Here is a 20,275-nt window from a genome sequence, read left to right as displayed (position 1 = left end):
CACGGTGAAACTGCAGAACTTCCCTTTCCAGCCAAATTTCAATGCATTTACCGCTACAACCGTTGGAACGCGTTATTCGACAACTTTGAAGTTGGGCGGCATCTTGATCGACACCGTCTTGATCTTGCAGTCTTCGCCAATCGCAACATCGGCGGCTTCCAACTTTCCGGTGGCGTTATCCCAAGTACCGTCGGCCGTCGACGGCCCACACTTGCCACCCAGGCCAAAGGCATGCACGTCCACGCTGATCTTCGACATGGAGCCGCTTTTTGTATCGTTGGCGATTAACACCCAAGGCAAGTTGATGGCTTCGACACGGCTGCACTTGAGGCCACCGTCGAACTCGACTTTGTCGACATTCACCGATGAACCATCGGCTGCAACCTTGCCGGCTACCTTGATGGTGCAGTCGGCACTGATGAGCTTGCCTTTGGAAAAGCTGATAGGCCCCTGTGCAGTGAAGGCACTGCCCGCGGGTTCGATACGCGCAGCCTGGGCCTGGTGATACACAATCAGGCCCATGGCCGCCAAGAAGATGTGGGCGGTGAACTTGGCAGAACTTTGCATGGTGTACGTCCTTCCCTTGAAATTATTGTTGTAGGGTCAAACCAGGTGCTTGCACTCAATACTCCGGGCGATCAGAACCTGCGCGATACACAGATCCCGAGTACACCCTGAAGGCTTACTTCATCTCAAAACGGCTTGGCACTACCGCTGTACTTTTCCAGGTACTTCAAGCGTTTTGACGGTTGAAGATTGGTCAGGTTGATATCACCGCCATAGTGATTCAGTACGCGATGGTCCATGCGACGCCGCCACAAATACGGCACATAAGCCCAGACAATCATGCTGGCATAGCCATATGGAAGTTGCGGTGATTCATCAAAGTGACGCAGCGACTGATAACTACGCGTGGGGTTGGCATGGTGATCGGAGTGCCGTTGCAACTGGAACAGAAAGATATTGGTGACAATCCGATTACTGTTCCACGAGTGACGCGGCGAGCATCGTTCATAACGGCCATTGGGCAACTTCTGACGCTTGAGGCCGTAATGCTCGACATAGTTCACCACTTCCAGCAACGAGAACCCGTAGATGCCCTGGATAATCAGGAACGGAATTACCGCCGCCCCCAGCCAGGCAATCATTGCGCCCCACAACACCACGCTGTACATCCAGGCGCTGAGCACCGCGTTCTTCCAGTGCAGGGCCGGCAGGCCGAGTTTGCGCAGGCGTTCGCGCTCCAGGTTCCAGGCCGACACGGCGCTGAACCACACCGAACGCGGCAGGAAAGCCCAGAAACTTTCACCCAGGCGCGAGCTGGCCGGATCTTCCGGAGTGGCGACCCGGACGTGATGGCCACGGTTATGTTCGGTATAGAAGTGCCCATAGAAGGTCGGAGCCAAGGTGACCTTGGCCAGGAACACTTCCAGGGGCTTGGGTTTGTGCCCCAGCTCATGGGCGGTGTTGATGGCAATGCCGGTGGCGGCACCGGTGGACATGGCCATGCCCACATAGGTCAACCAGCTGATTTCACCGTGAAGTTCAGTGCGTGCGGTGATGAACGCGGCGGTCCTGGCCAGCCAGTTCGACGGTTCCAGGGTGGCCGTGGCCTGCAACAGGCCGCCGTTGATGATCCAGTCGATACCGCCCGCAGCGAGCCAACCGGTGATGACCACCGAGGCAATCACAAACAGCACGCCGGTGTAGACGATCCAGCGGTAGTAGCGTTGGGATTCAAGGTGGCTGACCGCAGATTCGGGCGGGTTGCTGACGTCTTCGCCAAGCAGGCCGTCAATCAGCGGGATCAAGCCGAAGATCACCAGCACGCCCACCCACCACAGTTGTTGCACGCCTGTGGTGATGGCAAGGGCGCCGGAGAGTAAGGGAGTCGCCAGCGGCATAATGCCGAGCCACCACAGGTGGCGTTTGCCGTCGGCCCACACGGTCGCAGCTGCCAGCGTCTGGTTCATGGCAGCCTCCGAACACAGTCGGTAGGCGATGCGGCAGCGGTGCGCTGACTGCTGCGAAAAATCATGCATGCGATAAAAGGCGTTTTTTTCATTATTTTATTCGCTCTTAGGCATTTCAAAAATAATTTCAAATTACACATTGAAATATTTTTTTAAATAAATAGCGCGGAATCGTTAGGTCGTCAACTAGTTTCTCCAGCCCTTTTTTCCGTGACCGAGCAGTCTCTTTTCAGCCATTGGGTCAGGTACTCAGGGCAGGCATCAACGCTAATGAACCGCAGTCGAGTGGCACCGTTATTTGCTCGCCAAGGCTACAGACGGCTGTAACTGCCTAACGTTTTCACCGGGTCGAACCCGCTTGGCTACCTGCTCCACCAGCGCCGCCACGCGCTCGGTGGCGGTGATCGGCAACATATGCCCGCGGCCTTCGATCACCTGCATTTTCAGCCCTGGCACCTTGCTGGCCAGGGCCTGGCCGTGTTTCTGGAAGTCGAGCACCTTGTCTTGCCCGCCGTAGATCAGGCCGATTGGCAGCGTCAGTTGGGAGTAGCGCTTGACCATCTCTGGCAGGTGGTCGTTGACCCGGTTGATCTCGGTGGACGCGGCGTAGAAGTTGTCGGGGCGCATGCCCAGCAAACCGCCGCCACGGCTGGCGAAGTCTGGCGGCGCAGGGTCCGGGGCGAACACGCCCTTCACCACCGAGTCTTTGGTCAGCAGGCCGATGGGCAGGGTCAAGGTGTGGGCCACCCAGCGCCGCAGCCAGGCCGGGCGCACGGCCAGAGAAAGGAACACCAGCGGCAGCATGCGTTGGGGGTGAGTCAAGGGCGCAACCAGCACCAACCCGGACACCGCATGCGGATGGTCGAGGGCCAGCGCCAGGGCAATCGCGCCGCCCAGGGAGTGCCCCAGCACCAGCGGTTTGTCCAGATCCAGCGTCTTGATGAAAGCCGCGATTTGTCGCGCCTGGGCAGGCAAGTCTGCCGGCGTGCCGCTATGCCGGGTGGAATAGCCTGAGCCCGGCCGGTCGAGGCTGATGACGCGAAAATGCTCACGCAACTGGCCGGACAAGGCATAGGTCAGGTTGCGACTGCTGCCCATCAGCCCGTGGATCATCACCAGCGGCGGGCCCTTGCCCTCTTCGACATAATGAAAGCGCTCGCCATCCACCTCGACGAAGCGCCCGTTGATCGGCACGGTCGCTTCAATGCGCCGCGTCATCCAGGCACTCAAGCCCCATAACACCGCGCTGGCGCCCACCAGCACACCCGCAGCGACAACCCACTCCAAAGCCATAGCTCGGTCCTCTGCTTCCCTGCTGCTGGCGACCCGACCGGAATTGGCCTGGCCTCAGCCATCGTCCACACCCTGGACCTAAACTTCATGCATACCACGTTCGTCCGTCGGACAAATCGTTCATGCGCAACAAGGCCCTAGCGTAGGCGAATTTTTCAGGTAGATTATTTAAAATCTTTTTTAAAATAATTAATTCAATTTTCCTTTGCAATGGTGTTCTATCTAAAAGACAAAACAAAAACAGGAGCACATCCGATGCCCAAGCGCTTTATTGACGAGGCAGCCCTATGAATGCCCCCAGTGACTCAATCGACATCGCCATCATTGGCTCCGGGTTCGCGGGCCTGTGCATGGCGATCAAACTCAAGGAAGCCGGGCTCACCGACTTTTTTATCGCCGAACAGGCCGAGACCCTCGGCGGTACGTGGCGCGACAACCACTACCCAGGGTGCGCCTGCGACGTGCAGTCCCATGTGTACTCGTTTTCCTTTGCGCCCAACCCGAACTGGACGCGACAGTTCGCGGCGCAACCCGAGATTCGTGCCTATCTGGAAGACTGCGCCAGGCGCTTCGAGCTAGCGCCTTACCTGCGCTTTGGCATGGGCTTGCTACGTGCGCTGTTTGATGAACAGCAGCAGCGCTGGCAGCTGACCTTCAGCGACGGCCGCCAGGTCAGCGCACGGGTGCTGGTGTCGGGAATGGGGGGCTTGTCGCGCCCGGCAATGCCAGATATCCCTGGGCTGGAGAGTTTCAAGGGCAAGCGCTTCCACTCCCAGCAGTGGGACCATGAGTATTCCTTGAAGGGCAAGCGCGTGGCGGTGATTGGCACCGGCGCCAGCGCCATCCAGTTCGTGCCGCAGATCGCCCCGCAGGTGGCGCACCTGGACCTGTTCCAGCGCACGCCGCCGTGGATCATGCCCAAGCCTGATCGGCCGATTTCCGCTGCCGAACGCTGGTTGTTCAAGCATGTACCGCTTACCCAAAAGCTGGTTCGTGGTGCGCTTTACTGGGCACTGGAAGGGCGCGTGGTGGGCTTTGCCCTGCACCCACGCCTGATGAAAATGGTGCAGAAAATCGCCCTGCGTCACCTGCGCAAACAGGTGGCCCGCCCTTCCCTGCGCAAAACCCTGACGCCGGACTACACCATCGGCTGCAAGCGCGTGTTGATCTCCAACGATTACTACCCGGCGCTCTCGCGCAGCAATGTCGAGGTGGTCACCGACAGCGTGCTGCGCATCGAAGCCGACGGCGTGATCACCGCCGACGGTATCAAGCACCCCGCCGATTGCCTGATCTTCGGCACAGGTTTCCAGGCCAGCGACCCGTTGCCCCGTGGCTGCATCATCGGCCGGGACGGCATCGACCTGATGGACGCCTGGCGCGATGGCGCCCATGCCTATAAAGGCACCAGCGTGCCGGGCTACCCGAACCTGTTTCTGATCGTCGGCCCCAACACCGGCCTGGGGCATAACTCGATGATCCTGATGATCGAGGCCCAGGTCACCTACATCCTCGATGCCCTGAAACACATGCAGCGCCAGCGCATTACCACCGTAGAGGTCAAACCCGCCGTGGAGCACGCCTACAACCAGCAGTTGCAGGACAAGCTCAAGCGCACCATCTGGAACACCGGCGGCTGCCAGAGCTGGTACCTCGACCCGCGCACCGGCAAGAACACCACGCTGTGGCCCGGCTCGACCTGGCGCTTCAAGCAGGTCACCCGGCATTTTGCCCTCAAGGACTACAGCGTCAGCCAGGCGCCGGCGCCCGCCCTGCCGCGCGCGGTTGCAACGCCCCACTCCACCACAGAAGGCAGCCTGTCATGAAGTCATTCAACGGCCGCGTTGCGGCGATCACCGGCGCGGCTTCCGGCATGGGCCGCGCACTGGCCCTGGCGCTGGCGCGGGAAGGGTGTCACCTGGCGCTGGCAGACAAAAACAGCCAGGGCCTGGAACAGACCCTGGCACTGATCCGCACCTCGACCTTGGCGCCCGTCACCGTCACCACCCAGGTGCTGGACGTCTCCGACCGCCAGGCCATGCAGGCGTGGGCAGCGCGCTGCGCGGCCGAGCACGGCCAGGTCAACCTGGTGTTCAACAATGCCGGGGTGGCGCTGTCGAGCACCGTCGAAGGGGTGGATTACGCCGACCTGGAATGGATTGTCGGCATCAACTTCTGGGGAGTGGTGCATGGCACCAAGGCGTTCCTGCCGTACCTCAAGGCCAGCGGTGCCGGGCATATCATCAATACGTCCAGCGTGTTCGGCCTGTTCGCCCAACCCGGCATGAGCGGCTACAACGCCACCAAGTTCGCGGTGCGCGGTTTCACCGAAGCCTTGCGCCAGGAACTCGACCTGCAACGCTGCGGCGTGTCGGCCACCTGTGTACACCCCGGTGGCATTCGTACCGACATCTGCCGCAGCAGCCGCATCGACGCGAACATGACCGGTTTTCTCATCCACAGCGAGCAGCAAGCCCGCGCCGATTTCGAAAAACTCTTCATCACCGACGCCGACCAGGCCGCCAAAGTGATCCTGCAAGGCGTACGCAAAAACAAGCGCCGCGTGCTGATTGGCCGCGATGCGTATTTTCTCGACCTGCTCGCCCGTTGCCTGCCGGCGGCCTATCAGGCCCTGGTGGTGTTTGCCAGCAAGCGCATGGCGCCCAAGCCGCGCACGCCAGTGTTTGAAACCAACGACGAGCCTCGACTCTGAACAGGAGGACGCACCATGTTGCCGATCCGTCGCGATATCCGTTTTGCCTTGCCTGCCGAGCGCATCAAGAACTGGCACGAACAAGGGCCGGTGGTCAGCCATTTCTTCAATGCCCTGTCGTTGCTGTTTCCCCAGGGCGAGCTGTTCTTCATGGACAGCGTGCGCCACTACCGTGGGCAGATCGACGATGCCGAACTGAAAAAAGAGATCCAGGGGTTTATCGGCCAGGAGGCCATGCACAGCCGTGAACACGTGGCCTATAACGACTTGCTGCAAGCGGCCGGCCTGCCGGCGCACACCCTTGACCGACGCTTGAAGTTCTTCCTCGACCTGCAGAAAAAACACCTGCCGCCCTCGTTCAACCTGGCGGTGACCATCGCCCTGGAACACTACACCGCGATGCTCGCGGAGATCCTGCTGAGCGACCCGTCGCGCTTTGGCGACTCACTCAAGGGTTACCAGCAGATGTGGTACTGGCACGCCCTGGAAGAAACCGAACATAAAGCCGTGGCGTTCGATGTGTGGAACACAGTGATCAAGCCAGGGCCTGCGCGTTACCTGCTGCGCACCGGCACCATGCTGACCACCAGCGTGCTGTTCTGGGTGGTGGTGCTGGATTTTCACGTGCGCCTGTTGATTGCCGACCGCACTTCGGGTGGCACGCTGAAGGGGCTGTGGCGCATGGTTAAATTCTTGTATGGGCCCAAAGGCGTGTTTCCACGGATGTTCCGGCCGTGGCTGCATTACTTCAAGCCGGGCTTTCATCCCTGGGATCATGACAACCGGGCGCGGTTGGCGGGCATTGACCGGTTGGTCGAAGAGATAGAGCGTACGCGCCGCGGCTACGACGCTTATCAAACTGACGCGCCCTGACCTAACTGTGGGAGCGTGCTTGCTCGCGAAGGCGGTGGGTCAGTCACTGAATCTTTAACTGAACCACCGCTTTCGCAGGCAAGCCAGCTCCCACATTGGTCATGTACTACCCACAAAATCTGCGCCTGGCACAGATCCCCTGTGGGAGCGCGTTAGGGCTGTGAGGGTTACGCCAGGCTCTTGCTGACCACCTCAAACACATCGCTGGACAGCTCACCCGCGCCCAGGATGCGCTCCAGCTCCGCTTTCATCAGCGCCTGCCGTGCGCTGTCGTATTTACGCCAGCGGGTCAGCGGCGCCAGTTGGCGCGAGGCAATCTGCGGGTTCAAGGTATTGAGCTGGATCACCAGATCCGCCAGGAACCGGTAACCCGAGCCATCCGCCGCATGGAAGTTGATCAGGTTCTGCCCGGCAAATGCGCCCACCAGCGCGCGTACCTTGTTGGGGTTCTTGATGGTGAACGCCGGGTGCTGCATCAACGCCTTGACCCGCGCCAGCCCGCCCGGCAAGGTGCTGCCGGCCTGTACGCTGAACCATTGGTCCATGACCAGCGGGTTGTCCTTGAAGTTTTCGGCAAACACCGCCAAGGCCTGGGCTTTCTCTGCTTCAAACGGCGAGTTCACCAGCACCGCCAACGCCGTCAGGCGTTCGGTCATGTTATCGCTGGTGTCGAACTGATCCAGGGTGGCCGCCAATACTTCTGGCTTGCCGCTGAGCATCAAGTACGACAGCGCGATGTTCTGCAGCGCACGCCGGGCGAAGTGCTCGGCCTCTGCCACATATGGCGTTTGCTTGGACAGCTCGCGGTTGGCCTGGTAGCGCAGCCACAACCCTTCGAACAGGTTGTCGGCCAGTTGCTTGCGGGCAAACTCGCGGGCAGCGTGGATGGCGTCCACATCCGCCACTTCGCTGATTTCCGTGAGGTAGGCTTCGCTCGGCAGCGAGAGCATTTCGGCGACCATGGCCTGGTCCAGGCTTTCATCGCTCAACACCGTGCGCAGCGCGTCGATCAAGCGTTGATCGAGCTTCAGCGGCTGGCCCGCCTGATGCTGGCCGATCAGCTCCTGCAGCACCTGCACGGCCAATTGCTGGCCGGCATCCCAGCGGTTGAAACCGTCGCTGTCGTGCTGCATCAGGAACATCAGTTGATCACGGCTGTAGGGGAAGCTGAGCTTCACCGGCGCCGAGAAACCACGCAGCAACGAAGGCAAGGGTTTTTCAGCGATGTCGACGAAGGTAAACGTCTGCTCCGCTTCGGTCACCGAGATTACCCGCGAAGTGTCGCCCGCCGTCGCTTCACCGGCCAGGCGCAAGGCAATGCCGGCGCCCTGCCCGTCCAGCAAGCCCAGCTCCACCGGGATCACAAAGGGCAGTTTCTCGACCTTGTCCGGAGTGGGCGGGCAACTCTGGCGGAAGGTCAGGCTGTAGGTCTTGGCCGCTGCGTCGTAGGCCTCGCTGACCGCCAGGCGCGGGGTGCCGGCCTGGCTGTACCAGCGCTTGAACTGGCTGAGGTCGGCGCCATTGGCGTCTTCCATGGCCTTGATGAAGTCGTCGCAGGTCACGGCCTGGCCGTCATGGCGTTCGAAATACAGGTCACTGCCTTTGCGAAAGCCCTCGGCGCCGAGCAAGGTGTGGATCATGCCAACTACTTCCGAGCCCTTTTCATACACGGTCAGGGTGTAGAAGTTGGAGATCTCGATAAAGCTGTCGGGGCGCACGGCATGGGCCATGGGGCCGGCATCTTCAGCGAACTGATGGGTACGCAAGTACGCCACGTCCTGGATGCGCTTGACCGTGGCCGAGTTCATGTCGGCAGAGAAGCCCGAGTCACGGAACACGGTGAAGCCTTCCTTGAGCGACAGCTGGAACCAGTCGCGGCAGGTCACGCGGTTACCCGACCAGTTGTGGAAGTATTCGTGGGCGACGATGGCTTCGACGCGCTGGTGAGCGGCGTCTGTAGCGGTTTCGGCGCGGGCCAGCACGGCGCTGGAGTTGAAGATGTTGAGGCCCTTGTTCTCCATGGCGCCCATGTTGAAGTCGTTGACCGCGACGATCATGAAGATGTCGAGGTCGTACTCGCGGCCGTAGGTCTCTTCGTCCCAGCGCATGGATTTTTTCAGGCTGGTCATGGCGTGCTGGCACTTGTCGATATTTTCCGGCTCGACGTAGATGCGCAGCGCGACTTCGCGGTTGGTCATGGTGGTAAAGCTGTCTTCGACGCACCACAGGTCACCGGCCACCAGCGCAAACAGGTAGGCCGGCTTTTTGAACGGGTCTTCCCAGGTCGCCCAGTGCCGGCCGTCTTCACCAGGGCCGCTGGCGATCGGGTTGCCGTTGGACAACAGCACCGGATAGCTGTGCTGCTCGGCGATCACCGTGGTGGTGAACACGCTCATCACATCCGGGCGGTCGAGGTAATAGGTGATCTTGCGGAAACCTTCGGCCTCGCACTGGGTGCAGAACATACCGCTGGATTTGTACAAGCCTTCCAGTGCGGTGTTGGTTTCCGGGTGGATCTTGACCGTGGTGTCCAGGGTGAAGGTTTCACTCGGGGGCTGCAGGGTCAGGTGGCTGTCGGTCAGCTGGTAATCGGCGGCGGTCAGTTCCTGATCCGCGAGGGTGACGCTCAGCAACTCAAGCTGCTGGCCATCGAGCACCAGCGGTGGCAGGCCGGTACCACGCTCGGGGTTGCGGCGCATCACCAGCTGCGCGTGGACCAGGCTGTGGTCCTCGAACAACTCGAAGGTCAGGTGCGTCTCGTCGATCAGGTAGTCCGGCGCCTGATAGTCCTTCAGGTAAATCATCTTCGGTTGTTCGGTGCGCATGCTGGGGATCCTTCTACTGATGCACGGCGAGCTGGTAGGCCGTGTATTTACGAATGTTGATGACGCCGGTGTCGAAGATCAGGTATTGGCCCTTGATCCCCAGCAGCGTGCCTTCGGCAATCGGGTTCTTGTCCAGGTTGAAGCTGACGATCTTGGTCGGATACTGCTCGACCGGGTAGCGGATTTCAATCGGCTCGATGTCGGCAATGGTTTGGATGGCTTGCAGGCCAAAGCGTTCCTGCAAACCCAGCAAGCCCTCGGCGCAAGAGGCGAACAGCTCGTCACGCACCTGCTTGAGGTCCACCGATTGCGCATCGCCCTTGAGCAAAGCGCGCCAGTTGGTCTTGTCGGCCACCTGGCTGCGAAACAGGTCTTCGACGAAGCCCGATTGCTGGCGCGTCGCCACGCGCATGATCGGCAGCGCCTGGCTGGCGCCCTGGTCCAGCCAACGGGTGGGCAACTGCGTAGCCCGCGTAATGCCGACCTTGATCCCCGACGAGTTGGCCAGGTACACCACGTGGTCGGTCATACAGAATGTCTCGCCCCAGCCCGGATCGCGGCAGGTGCCGGCGTCGTAATGGCAACGCTCGGGGCTCATGATGCACAAGTCACACTGGGCCAGCTTGGTCATGCACGGGTAGCAATAGCCCTGGCTGAAGCTGGTCTTGGTCTTGCGCCCGCAATGGCTGCAATGGATCGCGCCCAGGTATTCCAAACGTACATGGGTACCGATCAACGGATTGACCGGCACCTCTGTGCTTCCTAAGCGAAAGGCGTATTGAACGGTCGGCTCACCGAGTTGCGCCGACATTTTGCTGACTGCACCGCGACCAATTTCAATCAATGGATCGCATCCGATTTGAACAGGATATTCGGTACTGGCGCGGATTTGGACGCGCACTCCTGCGGGCCCATATAACCGGTGCGCTGTTCTTCGGGCAGGTTCTGAATCTCCCAGGCGATCATCGCTTGCAGCGACAGTTCGCGCTGCTCGGCGGTGAGCTTGCGGCCATCGGACCATTTGCCGATCTCTACCGCGAGCTTGAGGCTCTCGTAGATGTCCGGGGTGATGTTTTCGATCATTTCAGCAAAAGAGGACATAAGGCTCTTCCTTATCAAAGAGACGCTTTGCGACGGTTGTACAAACCGCCGAGCAAACCCGTCAAGCAACCGATGACCAAGCCGCCCACATGGGCCGCGTTGGCGATTTCGCCGAAACCGATCATCGAGACCAGCCCCGACAGGCAGAGCAGCAACCACACCAGCATCATCACCAGCACCCCACGGGGCAGGCGATAGGCCGGGTTGGGCGACAATAATTGAAAGATCCAGCAATGCCCGAGCAGGCCATACAACACGCCGGACAAGCCGCCAAACAAACCGGGGCCGCCGTAGGCGTATTGCGCGTAGTTGGAGACCAGGCTGAACAACAGGGTCAGGCCCAGCAGGTTGATGCTGCCCTGGCGCGCTTCAATGCGCCGGCCCAGCTCCCAGTACCACATGCCGTTCATGGCCAGATGCAGGATGCCGAAGTGGATCAGCATCGGCGTCACCAGGCGCCACCACTGCCCCGAGGCCAGGGTGTCGGCCAGCGGCGTGAACTGGATGTACTCGCCCAGCACCCGAAACGGCAGGAAGGTCAGCCAGGCCATGGCTTGCAGGTTTTCACCCAGCAGAGTTACGGCAGCGACGATGAGACTGGCCAACAACACCAGAGCGGTGACCGGGCTGTGGCGCACCTGCTGAACAAAACCTGGCCGCGCAACGGGCGCCTGTTCGGGAATGTCCAGTTGCTGGTCCGGGTCGCCCGCGGGGAAGCGTTGATACAACACGCGCACATCGTCGCTGATGGCTTCGGGTACCCACAGCACCTGTTCACCCGCCTCTTCGCTGACGCGGTGCGGCACCTGCATGCGGTGCAGCAACTTGACGAAGCCCCCCAGGTCGACGCTCAGGGGCAGGCGCAATACAGCTACGGTACTCATGGAATGGCCTCTGGTCGCTCAACGTCGACCCATACGAATTTACGCGGATCCAGTTGGGTTTCCTGGTCCAGTCGATACGCCACCAGCTTGCCGTAGAGCACGGCACTGTAGTCCAGGCAGGCCAGGTTTGGGCGGATCGGCGCGGGTTTGCCGCTGCGCCAGTAGTGGCCGACGAACAACAGCGGTTCATCGACGCCATAGCGCAGCAGGGAATTCTTTTCAGTGGACGATAGCGGCGTGCGTGCCACCGGCTCCGGCAAAGCATCGGGCTGGAACACGATGTCGCCGTAGGTCTTGGGGTCGTCTTCCCAGAACTTGGTGCGAAAGAACGAACGTGTCAGGCCATCGCCACCGGTCAACGTCAGGCCGTCCGGCAGGCGCATATCGGTACCGCGCAACAAGCGATCGAACGCGTTGCAGGCGAAACTGCCCGGTACGGCAGCGGCTTGCAGGAAGTGCGGGTCGATGCAGCCATCCGGGAACGTCGCGCGCAGCGGCTGAATAAAACTGTCGTCCCAGCACGCGTGCACCACGCGAAAGCGCCCGGCGTCGACAAACAGCGGCATGTCGTAGAACCAGCCGAGGAAGTCGTGCCAATCGGCCGGGTGGTGTTCGAACTGGGTCAGGGTCTCGTGGATCAAGCGGGCGTGGCGCGGGTTGTGCTCACGCACAAACTGCTTGCCGCTGCCCAGAGGGGCCGGCGTGGTCCAGCCCAGCGCATTGAACTCGTGGTTGCCCATGATGCACAGCGCCTGGCCGGCCTCGGTCATGTCGTGGACGATATGCAGCGCCTCGCGGATGCGTGGGCCACGGTCGATGATATCGCCCAGGAACACGGCCATGCGTGACGGATGGCGCCAAGTGCCGCCCTGCTTGTGGTAACCCAATTGGTCGAGCAAGTGCTCAAGGGTATGAGCGCAACCGTGCACGTCACCAATCAGGTCGTAGCTACGCGCGGGATCGAGCATCAGTCGCCTCCACCTCCCAAGCGGCTGCCCCAGCCCAACTTGGTGCGGCACACTTCGTAGTAGTTGTGATCCAGCGGGTGGATCAAGCGCAACTTCTGTGCCTTCTTGCTCACGGTGATGGTGTCACCGGGGGCGCAGGTGAAATGGTTCTGCCCGTCGCAGGAGACTTGCGGGTAGATTTGCATGTCTTTGGACACCACGATTTTCAGCTCACTGTTGCCATCGACCACAATTGGCCGACTGGACAACATATGGGGGTACATAGGCACGATCACAATGGCATCGAGCTTGGGGTGCATGATCGGGCCACCGGCCGACAGCGCGTAGGCGGTAGAACCGGTGGGCGTGGCGACGATCAGGCCGTCGGCCTTCTGGCTGCAGACGAACTGGCCGTCGATGTACAGCTCGAACTCGATCATGCGCGTGGACTTGCCAGGGTGCAGCACTACATCGTTGAGGGCATCGCCCTGGCCGATCGCCTCGCCGTGGCGGCGCACTTCGGCTTGCAACAGGAAGCGGTTCTCCACCAGGTAATGGCCATCAAGCACCTTGGCCACTTCGACTTCCAGCTCATCGGGGCGGATGTCGGTGAGGAACCCCAGGCTGCCGCGGTTGATCCCCAGCACCGGCACGTTATGCCGCGCCAACGCCCGGGCAGCGCCGAGCAGGCTGCCATCGCCGCCGACCACGATGACCATGTCGCACACCTCACCGAGCATCTTGCGCGACGAGGTTTGCAGGCCGTGGCCGGGGAGGATTTCAGCGATGGTGTCTTCGAGGATCACATGCAGGTGGCGCTCGAGCAGAAACTTCTTCAGCCGGCGGACGGTGTCCAACACCTGGGTACTGCCCAGGCGACCGATAATGCCGATATTGCGAAAGTGCTCCATGGGGCTCCTGCGGGATCTGGGGGTGAGGCAAAAAGAGCGATTATGGGCGAAAGGCCGCCTCAGGCAAAATCCTTTGTCGCCGCCACGCCTTGATGACAATGGTTCTCAGGCACCTTGCGGGCGCTGAAAAGGCTATGCTCGGAGCATGACGCCATTCCCCGACTTGCACACCCTGCCCCGCCAACTGCGCCACCCCGAAGTGCGCGACCTGGCGTGGGTGATGCTCGCGCCGCCGATGCTGGCGCAAACGCCGTGGCCGCAGCGCCACCCGCTGGCCGGCAGTGACTGGGTGCAGGCCCCTCACCAGCTCGAAGCCTGGCTGCGCCAGCTGGACCAGGACAGCAGCGCGTTGCAGCAGTGGCTGAGCCTGTCACGTACCCGGCGCCTGGGCCTGTACTACGAACGTTTGTGGCAATTTGCGGTGCAGCATGCGCCGGGCGTGGAGTTGCTGGCCGCCAACCTGCCGATCCGCCGAGCCGGGCATACCCTGGGCGAGCTGGACATGCTGGTGCGCGACCGTGATGGCGTGCACCACCTTGAGCTGGCGATCAAACTCTACCTGGGCCCGCAGGACGGCAATGGCCAGGACACTGCGCAATGGCTGGGGCCTGGCTGCCATGATCGGCTGGACCGCAAGCTGGCGCACCTGGCCGAGCATCAACTGCCGATCTCCGCGCGGGCAGAAAGCCGCGAAGCCTTGGCGGCGCTGGATATCCAAGCGTTCGATGCGCATTTGTGGCTCGGCGGCTATCTGCTCTACCCCTGGCCCGGCGCGGCGCAATCCCCCCTCGGCGCTCACCCGCAGCACCTGCGTGGGCGCTGGTTGCATCAGCGCGACTGGACAGACTTTGTCAGCACTCGCCCGGCGGGTCGCTGGCAACCCCTGCCCCGCCATGCCTGGCTGGCGCCCGCGCATTACCCGGCTGATGAAGTGTGGAATGAGGTGCAGATGCAAGACTGGCTGGCAGAGCTGGACCCAATGGCGCCGGCGCAGTTGCTGGTGCGCATGGTGCCGAACGGTGAGGAGTGGGAGGAAGCCGAGCGGTTGTTTCTGGTGGCCGATCTTTGGCCGAATGTGCCGGGGACAGGCTGATACTGGTGTGGTGTGTTTGAGGGCGTCATCGCAGGCAAGCCAGCTCCCACATGGGATAGGCGGCGAGGTCAAAATGTGGGAGCTGGCTTGCCTGCGAAAGCGATAGCCCAGACGCTACAGCTTATCGATATGCTGATAACCCAACTGCAACCCCACCGCCAATTCCTCAGCCCGCCCCAACCTGATCGGCCCGCGCTCGATATCAATCAACATGCCTGGGCACTCCAATCGCGGCAGCGCGCCCATCGCCTTGAGCCGCCCATCGGTCACTACCAGCAACTTCTGCTGCTCGGCGGGATAGCGCTTGCGCCGTGCCGCCAACCAATGCCCCGCTTCGGTCAGCGCAGCCAGCAATGGCGTCCCGCCGCCCGCGCCCAACTGCGCCAACCAATCGGCCAAGCCTTTCGCCGCCTTCAAACCTTGCACCTGCCACTTCGGCGATTGCCCGCTGGCCGTCAACAACGCCATGCGCGCCCGTTGCCGATAAGCATCGTCAAACAGCTGGGCCAGCAGCCCCTTGGCGTCGGTCAACGCCCGATGGCGGCGCGTGGACGCCGAGGCATCGACAATCACCAGCCACAGCTCAGGGGCTGACCGGCAACGCAAATGGAACAACAGGTCCGCACGACATTGCGGCCGACCGCCGAGCAACGTGCCCGGCCAATTGATCGCCCCGCGCTGGGCGCTGCGGGCCTTGCCCTGCCGGCCGGTGTTCAATCGCCCCGCCTGGGGCCGGGCATCCGCCCCCGCGTCAGGACGGGGGCGGATGCCTAGGGCTTTTTTGGCCAGGTGGGTACATCGCGGCGTACGCCCGTGGGCAAGGCGGGTGCGGGCATATCGCCCCACTGGCCTTGGCCGGGCGAGGTGTCAGAGGGTGACGACGACGGCCCGTCATTCGGCTGGGGCGGCGAGCCTGGCGGAGTCTGTTGCTGACGACGATGGCGCAAGGCAAATTCTGCCACCGCATCGATATCTTCCTGCTCGATAGCGGCCGCACCACGCCACGCCGCATGGGCACGGGCGCCACGCAACCAGACCAGGTCGGCACGCAAGCCGTCGACCCCAGCGGCAAAGCAGCGCTCGGTGATGCGCGCCAACGCCTGGTCATCCAGGGCGATGCTGTCGAGCCGTGCCCGCGCCTGGGTGCAACGTTCGCGCAAGGCGGCTTGGGCTGGCGCCCACTGCGCGCAGAACGCAGCTGGGTCAGTGTCGAAATCCAGGCGACGCCGGATGATCTGCCCGCGCTCGGCGGGCAGAGTCTGCCCGCTCAACGCCACGTTGAAGCCGAAGCGGTCGAGCAACTGCGGGCGCAGCTCGCCCTCCTCCGGGTTCATGGTGCCGATCAGGACAAAGCGCGCCGCATGGCGATGGGAAATCCCGTCGCGTTCGATCAGGTTGGTGCCGCTGGCGGCTACGTCCAGCAGCAGGTCCACCAAGTGGTCGGCCAGCAGGTTGACTTCATCCACGTACAACACGCCGCCGTCGGCCTTGGCCAACACGCCAGGGGAGAATTGCGCGCGGCCTTCGCCCAGCGCCGCGTCCAGGTCCAAGGTGCCGACCAGGCGCTCTTCGGTCGCGCCCAGGGGCAAGGTCACAAACTGCCCGCTGGCCAGCAGGTCCGCCAGTCCACGGGCCAGGGTGGACTTGGCCATGCCCCGTGGCCCTTCGATCAGCACGCCGCCGATCTTCGGGTCGATGGCGGCCAGGCACAGCGCGAGCTTCAAGTCATCAGCGCCGACCACGGCGGACAGCGGGAAATGGGGAGTATCAGTCATAGTCAACTCTTAATAGCTCGTTCCAACGCTCCCGCGTGGGAACGCTTCGCTGGACGCTCGGCGTCCGTTCTTGTGACGCAGAGCGTCACGGGCTGCATTCCCACGCGGAGCGTGGGAACGATCACTCAGCTGTCTTCTTCTATGTCCAGCAACAGGTTTTCCAAGGCTTCGCGGTACGCCCCCGGTGCCTGCCACAAGCCACGTTGCTGGGCTTCGAGCATGCGCTCGGTCATGTCGCGCAGGGCATCTGGGTTGTGCTGTTGCACAAAGGCACGGGTGTCGGGGTCCAGCAGGTAGGCATCGGCGAGCAAGGCATATTGATGATCGTCAATCAGCGCGGTGGTGGCGTCGAAGGCGAACAGGTTGTCCACGGTCGCGGCCATTTCAAACGCGCCTTTATAGCCATGGCGCTTCACGCCTTCGATCCACTTGGGGTTGGCCGCACGGGAACGGATCACCCGGTTGAGCTCTTCCTTCAAGGTGCGGATTTTCGGCACGTCCGGCTGGCTGTGGTCACCATGGTAGCTGGCGGCCTTTTCGCCGCTCAGGGTTTCCACGGCGGCCAGCATGCCGCCCTGGAATTGGTAGTAGTCGTTGGAGTCGAGCAAGTCGTGCTCGCGATTGTCCTGGTTCTGCAACACCGCCTGCACCTGGCTCAACCGCTGGGCAAATTGCTCGCGGGCCGCAGTGCCTTCGTCAGCGCCACCGTAGGCATAACCCCCCCAGTTCAGGTAGACCTCGGCCAAGTCCTCGCGGCTCTGCCACAAGCGCCCGTCAATCGCGCCCTGCACGCCCGCGCCATAGGCACCCGGTTTGGCGCCGAAAATGCGCCAGCCGGCCTGCTTGGCCGCGGCACCTTCATCCAGGCCCGCCTCAAGCAATGCTTGGCGTTCACTGCGTACTTTGGCGGCCAGCGGGTTCATGTCGTCGGGTTCATCCAGGGCGGCCACCGCCTGCACCGCCGCATCGAACAGGCGGATCAGGTTGGCAAACGCATCGCGGAAGAACCCGGATACGCGCAGGGTCACGTCCACCCGCGGACGGTCCAATAAGCTGATCGGCAGGATCTCGAAATCGTCCACCCGCTGACTGCCAGTTGCCCATACCGGGCGCACGCCCATCAGTGCCATGGCCTGGGCGATATCGTCACCGCCAGTGCGCATGGTGGCAGTGCCCCACACCGACAGGCCGAGCTGACGCAGGTGGTCGCCGTGGTCTTGCAGGTGCCGCTCAAGAATCAGGTTGGCCGACTGGAAACCGAGACGCCACGCCGTGGTGGTTGGCAGGTTGCGTACGTCCACGGTAAAGAAGTTACGCCCCGTGGGCAGCACATCCAGCCGACCGCGACTCGGCGCACCGCTGGGCCCTGCCGGGACAAAGCGCCCACTCAAGGCATCGAGCAAGCCGCGCATCTCCGCCGGCCCACAGGCATCCAGGCGTGGCGCGACGACAATGCGCAGGCTTTCGATCACCGACTTCACCTCCTGCCAGCCGGGCTCTTCCAACTGTTCGATGGGGCCTTCCAACGCCTGCTCGATCAAGCGCGCCGCGTACAACTCCAGACGTTCGCGGGTATCCCCGGCCGTACGCCACAGCTGATCGTCAATCTTCTGCAACACCAACGGGCGCCGCCCCGTCCAGGGCTCGGCCAGTGCACAATCGAGCGGATCAAACCCCAGGTCGAATGCCTTGGCCAACACACGCAGCAGACTCGACTGCGGGCCCCGGCCATCGCCACGGGGAATGCGCAACAGCGCCAGCAAGGTGTCGATACGCAAACGGCCCTCGGGCGACTCGCCAAAGATATGCAGGCCATCGCGGATCTGCGATTCCTTCAAGTCGCACAGGTAGGTATCCAGGCGCGGCAGCCACACCGCCGCGTCCGCCTCACTGCCCAGTTCAAGCTCCTGGTCGATACGGGTTTCGCGCACCAGCTTGAGGATGTCTTTTTGCAGCTCCAGCGCACGGCGCGGGTCGAGCAATTGCGCCTCGTAATATTCGTCGGCCAATAACTCAAGGTCACGCAGCGGGCCGTAGGTTTCGGCGCGGGTCAGCGGCGGCATCAGGTGGTCGATGATCACCGCCTGGGTGCGCCGCTTGGCCTGGGCGCCCTCACCCGGGTCGTTGACGATAAACGGGTAGATATTCGGCAGCGGCCCCAGCAGTGCATCCGGCCAGCAGTGCTCCGACAGGCCCACGCCTTTGCCGGGCAGCCACTCCAGGTTGCCGTGCTTGCCCACATGGATCACGCCGTGGGCGCCGTAGGTATGGCGTAGCCAGAAATAGAACGCCAGGTAGCCATGGGGCGGCACCAGGTCCGGGTCGTGGTACACGGCGCTGGCATCCACCTGGTAACCCCGCGCCGGCTGGATGCCGACGAAGGTCAGGCCCAGGCGCAGGCCGGCGATCATCATGCGGCCATCGCGGCACATCGGATCGTTTTGCGGCGCGCCCCAACGCGCCAGTACGGCCTGGCGATTGGACGCTGGCAAACGATCAAACATCGCCTGGTATTCCACAAGGCCCAGGCTTTGATGGCAGGGCCGCAGGTCGAGGCTGTCGAGGTCGTTGGTGACGCCGCCGAGCAGTTCCTGGATCAGCGCGGTGCCACTGTCGGGCAACACATCCGCCACCGGGTAGCCTTCGGCTTGCAAGGCGCGCAGGATATTCAGGGCTGCCGCCGGGGTGTCCAGGCCCACGCCGTTACCGATGCGACCGTCGCGGGTCGGGTAGTTGGCGAGGATCAGCGCAATCCGTTTCTGGGCATTGGGCACCCGCGCCAACTCGACCCAACGGCGTGCCAGCTCAGCGACAAAATCCATGCGCTCGGGCGCTGCGCGGTAGCACACCACATCCGACTGGCTGCGCTCGCTGCGCCAGGCCAGGTCCTTGAAACTGATGGGCCGGCTGATGATGCGCCCGTCCAGCTCCGGCAAAGCGATATGCATCGCCAGGTCACGGGGCCCCAGGCCTTGTTCGCTGGCCTGCCAGCCGGGTTGGTTGTCCTGGGCGCAGATCGCCTGGATTACCGGGATATTGCGGCGAAACGGGCGCAGGTGCGGCGCTTCCGGGCTGGACTGGGCAAAGCCGGTGGTGTTCAGGATCACCGAGGCTTGCACATCGTCCAGCAGGTCCTCAACCACCGTGAGGCAGCCGGGCTCTTTCAGACTGGCCACCGCAATCGGCAACGGGTTGAGGCCCGCCGCTTGCAAGCGCTGACAGAACACATCAATAAAGCCGGTATTGGCCGCCTGCAAATGCGAGCGGTAGAACAGCACCGCAGCCACGGGCCAATCAGCGTGCCAATCGGCCTGCCAGTCATTGAGGCGGGCGTTGGCGTTGCGCGGGTGATAGATCGCCGTGCGCGGCAGGGTTTGCGGCTCGGCCCAGGCATAGTCGCGGCCCAGGTGGGCACTGGCCAGGCAGTGATAAAAATCCAGGGCATTGCCCAGGCCACCTTGGCGCAGGAAGTGCCACAGGCGCTCGCGGTGTTCGGCCGCAACGGTGCTCAGGCCGCTGAGTTCCGGGTCTGGGCGGTCGTCACCCGGCACCAGGATCAGGGTGACGCCGCGTTCGGCCAACTCCACCAGGCGCTCGATACCGTAGCGCCAATAGCCGATGCCGCCGTGCAATGACAGCAGGATGACCTTGGCGTGGCGCAATACCTCGTCGACGTACAGGTCGACCGAGGCATGGTTCTGCACCTGCATCGGGTTGGCCAGGCGCAGGCTGGGGTAATCCTCCGGCAATTGCTGGGCGGCTTCGGCGAGCAGCGCCAGGCTGGAATCACCGCTGCACAGGATCACCAGCTCAGCAGGGGTTTGGCCAAGGTCGGCAATATTGTCGTCCGCGACGAAACCACCGGGTTGGGTCCTGAGCAGGTGCAT

16 protein-coding genes are annotated in these 20,275 nt (G+C 62.4%); 4 read left to right on the top strand and 12 right to left on the bottom strand.

Annotation, left to right across the window (positions count from 1 at the left end):
- Positions 1-72: 72 nt before the first annotated feature.
- The 3 genes from praA to TX24_RS05570 form a co-directional block, all read right to left on the bottom strand.
- On the bottom strand, positions 73-567 hold the full coding sequence (gene praA / locus TX24_RS05580; RefSeq protein ID WP_057709860.1) for an alkane oxidation protein activator PraA: 495 nt from the start codon (positions 565-567) through the stop codon (positions 73-75).
- Positions 568-692: 125 nt separating this feature from the next.
- Positions 693-1,973, bottom strand: coding sequence for an alkane 1-monooxygenase (locus tag TX24_RS05575; RefSeq protein ID WP_034135415.1), 1,281 nt, complete (start codon positions 1,971-1,973; stop codon positions 693-695).
- Between the two features lie 294 nt (positions 1,974-2,267).
- Positions 2,268-3,266 (bottom strand): alpha/beta fold hydrolase, encoded by a 999-nt coding sequence (locus TX24_RS05570; RefSeq protein ID WP_057709859.1) that lies wholly within the window; start codon positions 3,264-3,266, stop codon positions 2,268-2,270.
- Positions 3,267-3,553: 287 nt separating this feature from the next.
- Between TX24_RS05570 and TX24_RS05565 the strand changes: the two genes are divergently transcribed.
- Genes TX24_RS05565 through TX24_RS05555 form a run of 3 tightly spaced genes read left to right on the top strand, consistent with a single transcriptional unit; the run spans position 3,554 to position 6,852 of the window.
- Positions 3,554-5,092 (top strand): flavin-containing monooxygenase, encoded by a 1,539-nt coding sequence (locus tag TX24_RS05565; protein WP_057709858.1) that lies wholly within the window; start codon positions 3,554-3,556, stop codon positions 5,090-5,092.
- On the top strand, positions 5,089-5,979 hold the full coding sequence (locus TX24_RS05560; RefSeq protein ID WP_034135412.1) for an SDR family NAD(P)-dependent oxidoreductase: 891 nt from the start codon (positions 5,089-5,091) through the stop codon (positions 5,977-5,979). Before TX24_RS05565 ends, TX24_RS05560 begins: the two co-directional genes overlap by 4 nt.
- 15 nt (positions 5,980-5,994) lie before the next feature.
- A complete protein-coding gene (locus TX24_RS05555; RefSeq protein WP_047710675.1) occupies positions 5,995-6,852 on the top strand; it encodes a metal-dependent hydrolase in 858 nt (285 codons plus the stop codon).
- Positions 6,853-7,019: 167 nt separating this feature from the next.
- Here the strand turns inward: TX24_RS05555 and pepN are convergent, their stop codons facing one another.
- Genes pepN through TX24_RS05525 form a run of 6 tightly spaced genes read right to left on the bottom strand, consistent with a single transcriptional unit; the run spans position 7,020 to position 13,520 of the window.
- Positions 7,020-9,677: an aminopeptidase N gene (gene pepN / locus TX24_RS05550; protein ID WP_034135410.1), complete on the bottom strand. Its 2,658-nt coding sequence runs from the start codon at positions 9,675-9,677 to the stop codon at positions 7,020-7,022.
- A 13-nt stretch (positions 9,678-9,690) separates the two neighbouring features.
- Positions 9,691-10,521 (bottom strand): DUF2797 domain-containing protein, encoded by an 831-nt coding sequence (locus tag TX24_RS05545; RefSeq protein WP_032892171.1) that lies wholly within the window; start codon positions 10,519-10,521, stop codon positions 9,691-9,693.
- Positions 10,518-10,778, bottom strand: coding sequence for a YeaC family protein (locus TX24_RS05540; protein WP_003190750.1), 261 nt, complete (start codon positions 10,776-10,778; stop codon positions 10,518-10,520). Before TX24_RS05540 ends, TX24_RS05545 begins: the two co-directional genes overlap by 4 nt.
- A gap of 14 nt (positions 10,779-10,792) precedes the next feature.
- A complete protein-coding gene (locus tag TX24_RS05535) occupies positions 10,793-11,662 on the bottom strand; it encodes a rhomboid family intramembrane serine protease (RefSeq protein WP_003190748.1) in 870 nt (289 codons plus the stop codon).
- Complete coding sequence (locus TX24_RS05530) at positions 11,659-12,633, bottom strand: metallophosphoesterase (protein WP_420865809.1); 975 nt, start codon at positions 12,631-12,633, stop codon at positions 11,659-11,661. Before TX24_RS05530 ends, TX24_RS05535 begins: the two co-directional genes overlap by 4 nt.
- Positions 12,630-13,520, bottom strand: coding sequence for an NAD(+) kinase (locus TX24_RS05525; RefSeq protein WP_003190745.1), 891 nt, complete (start codon positions 13,518-13,520; stop codon positions 12,630-12,632). Before TX24_RS05525 ends, TX24_RS05530 begins: the two co-directional genes overlap by 4 nt.
- A gap of 145 nt (positions 13,521-13,665) precedes the next feature.
- Between TX24_RS05525 and TX24_RS05520 the strand changes: the two genes are divergently transcribed.
- A complete protein-coding gene (locus tag TX24_RS05520; RefSeq protein ID WP_057709856.1) occupies positions 13,666-14,613 on the top strand; it encodes a DUF1853 family protein in 948 nt (315 codons plus the stop codon).
- Positions 14,614-14,727: 114 nt separating this feature from the next.
- Here the strand turns inward: TX24_RS05520 and TX24_RS05515 are convergent, their stop codons facing one another.
- The 3 genes from TX24_RS05515 to cobN form a co-directional block, all read right to left on the bottom strand.
- A complete protein-coding gene (locus TX24_RS05515) occupies positions 14,728-15,330 on the bottom strand; it encodes a vWA domain-containing protein (protein WP_032900580.1) in 603 nt (200 codons plus the stop codon).
- A 53-nt stretch (positions 15,331-15,383) separates the two neighbouring features.
- Complete coding sequence (locus TX24_RS05510) at positions 15,384-16,388, bottom strand: magnesium chelatase ATPase subunit I (RefSeq protein ID WP_057709855.1); 1,005 nt, start codon at positions 16,386-16,388, stop codon at positions 15,384-15,386.
- Between the two features lie 125 nt (positions 16,389-16,513).
- A complete protein-coding gene (gene cobN, locus TX24_RS05505) occupies positions 16,514-20,275 on the bottom strand; it encodes a cobaltochelatase subunit CobN (RefSeq protein WP_003190739.1) in 3,762 nt (1,253 codons plus the stop codon).

The organism is Pseudomonas lactis (assembly GCF_001439845.1).
In the GTDB taxonomy this organism is placed as follows: domain Bacteria; phylum Pseudomonadota; class Gammaproteobacteria; order Pseudomonadales; family Pseudomonadaceae; genus Aquipseudomonas; species Aquipseudomonas lactis.
This window is presented reverse-complemented; position numbering and strand designations above follow the sequence as displayed.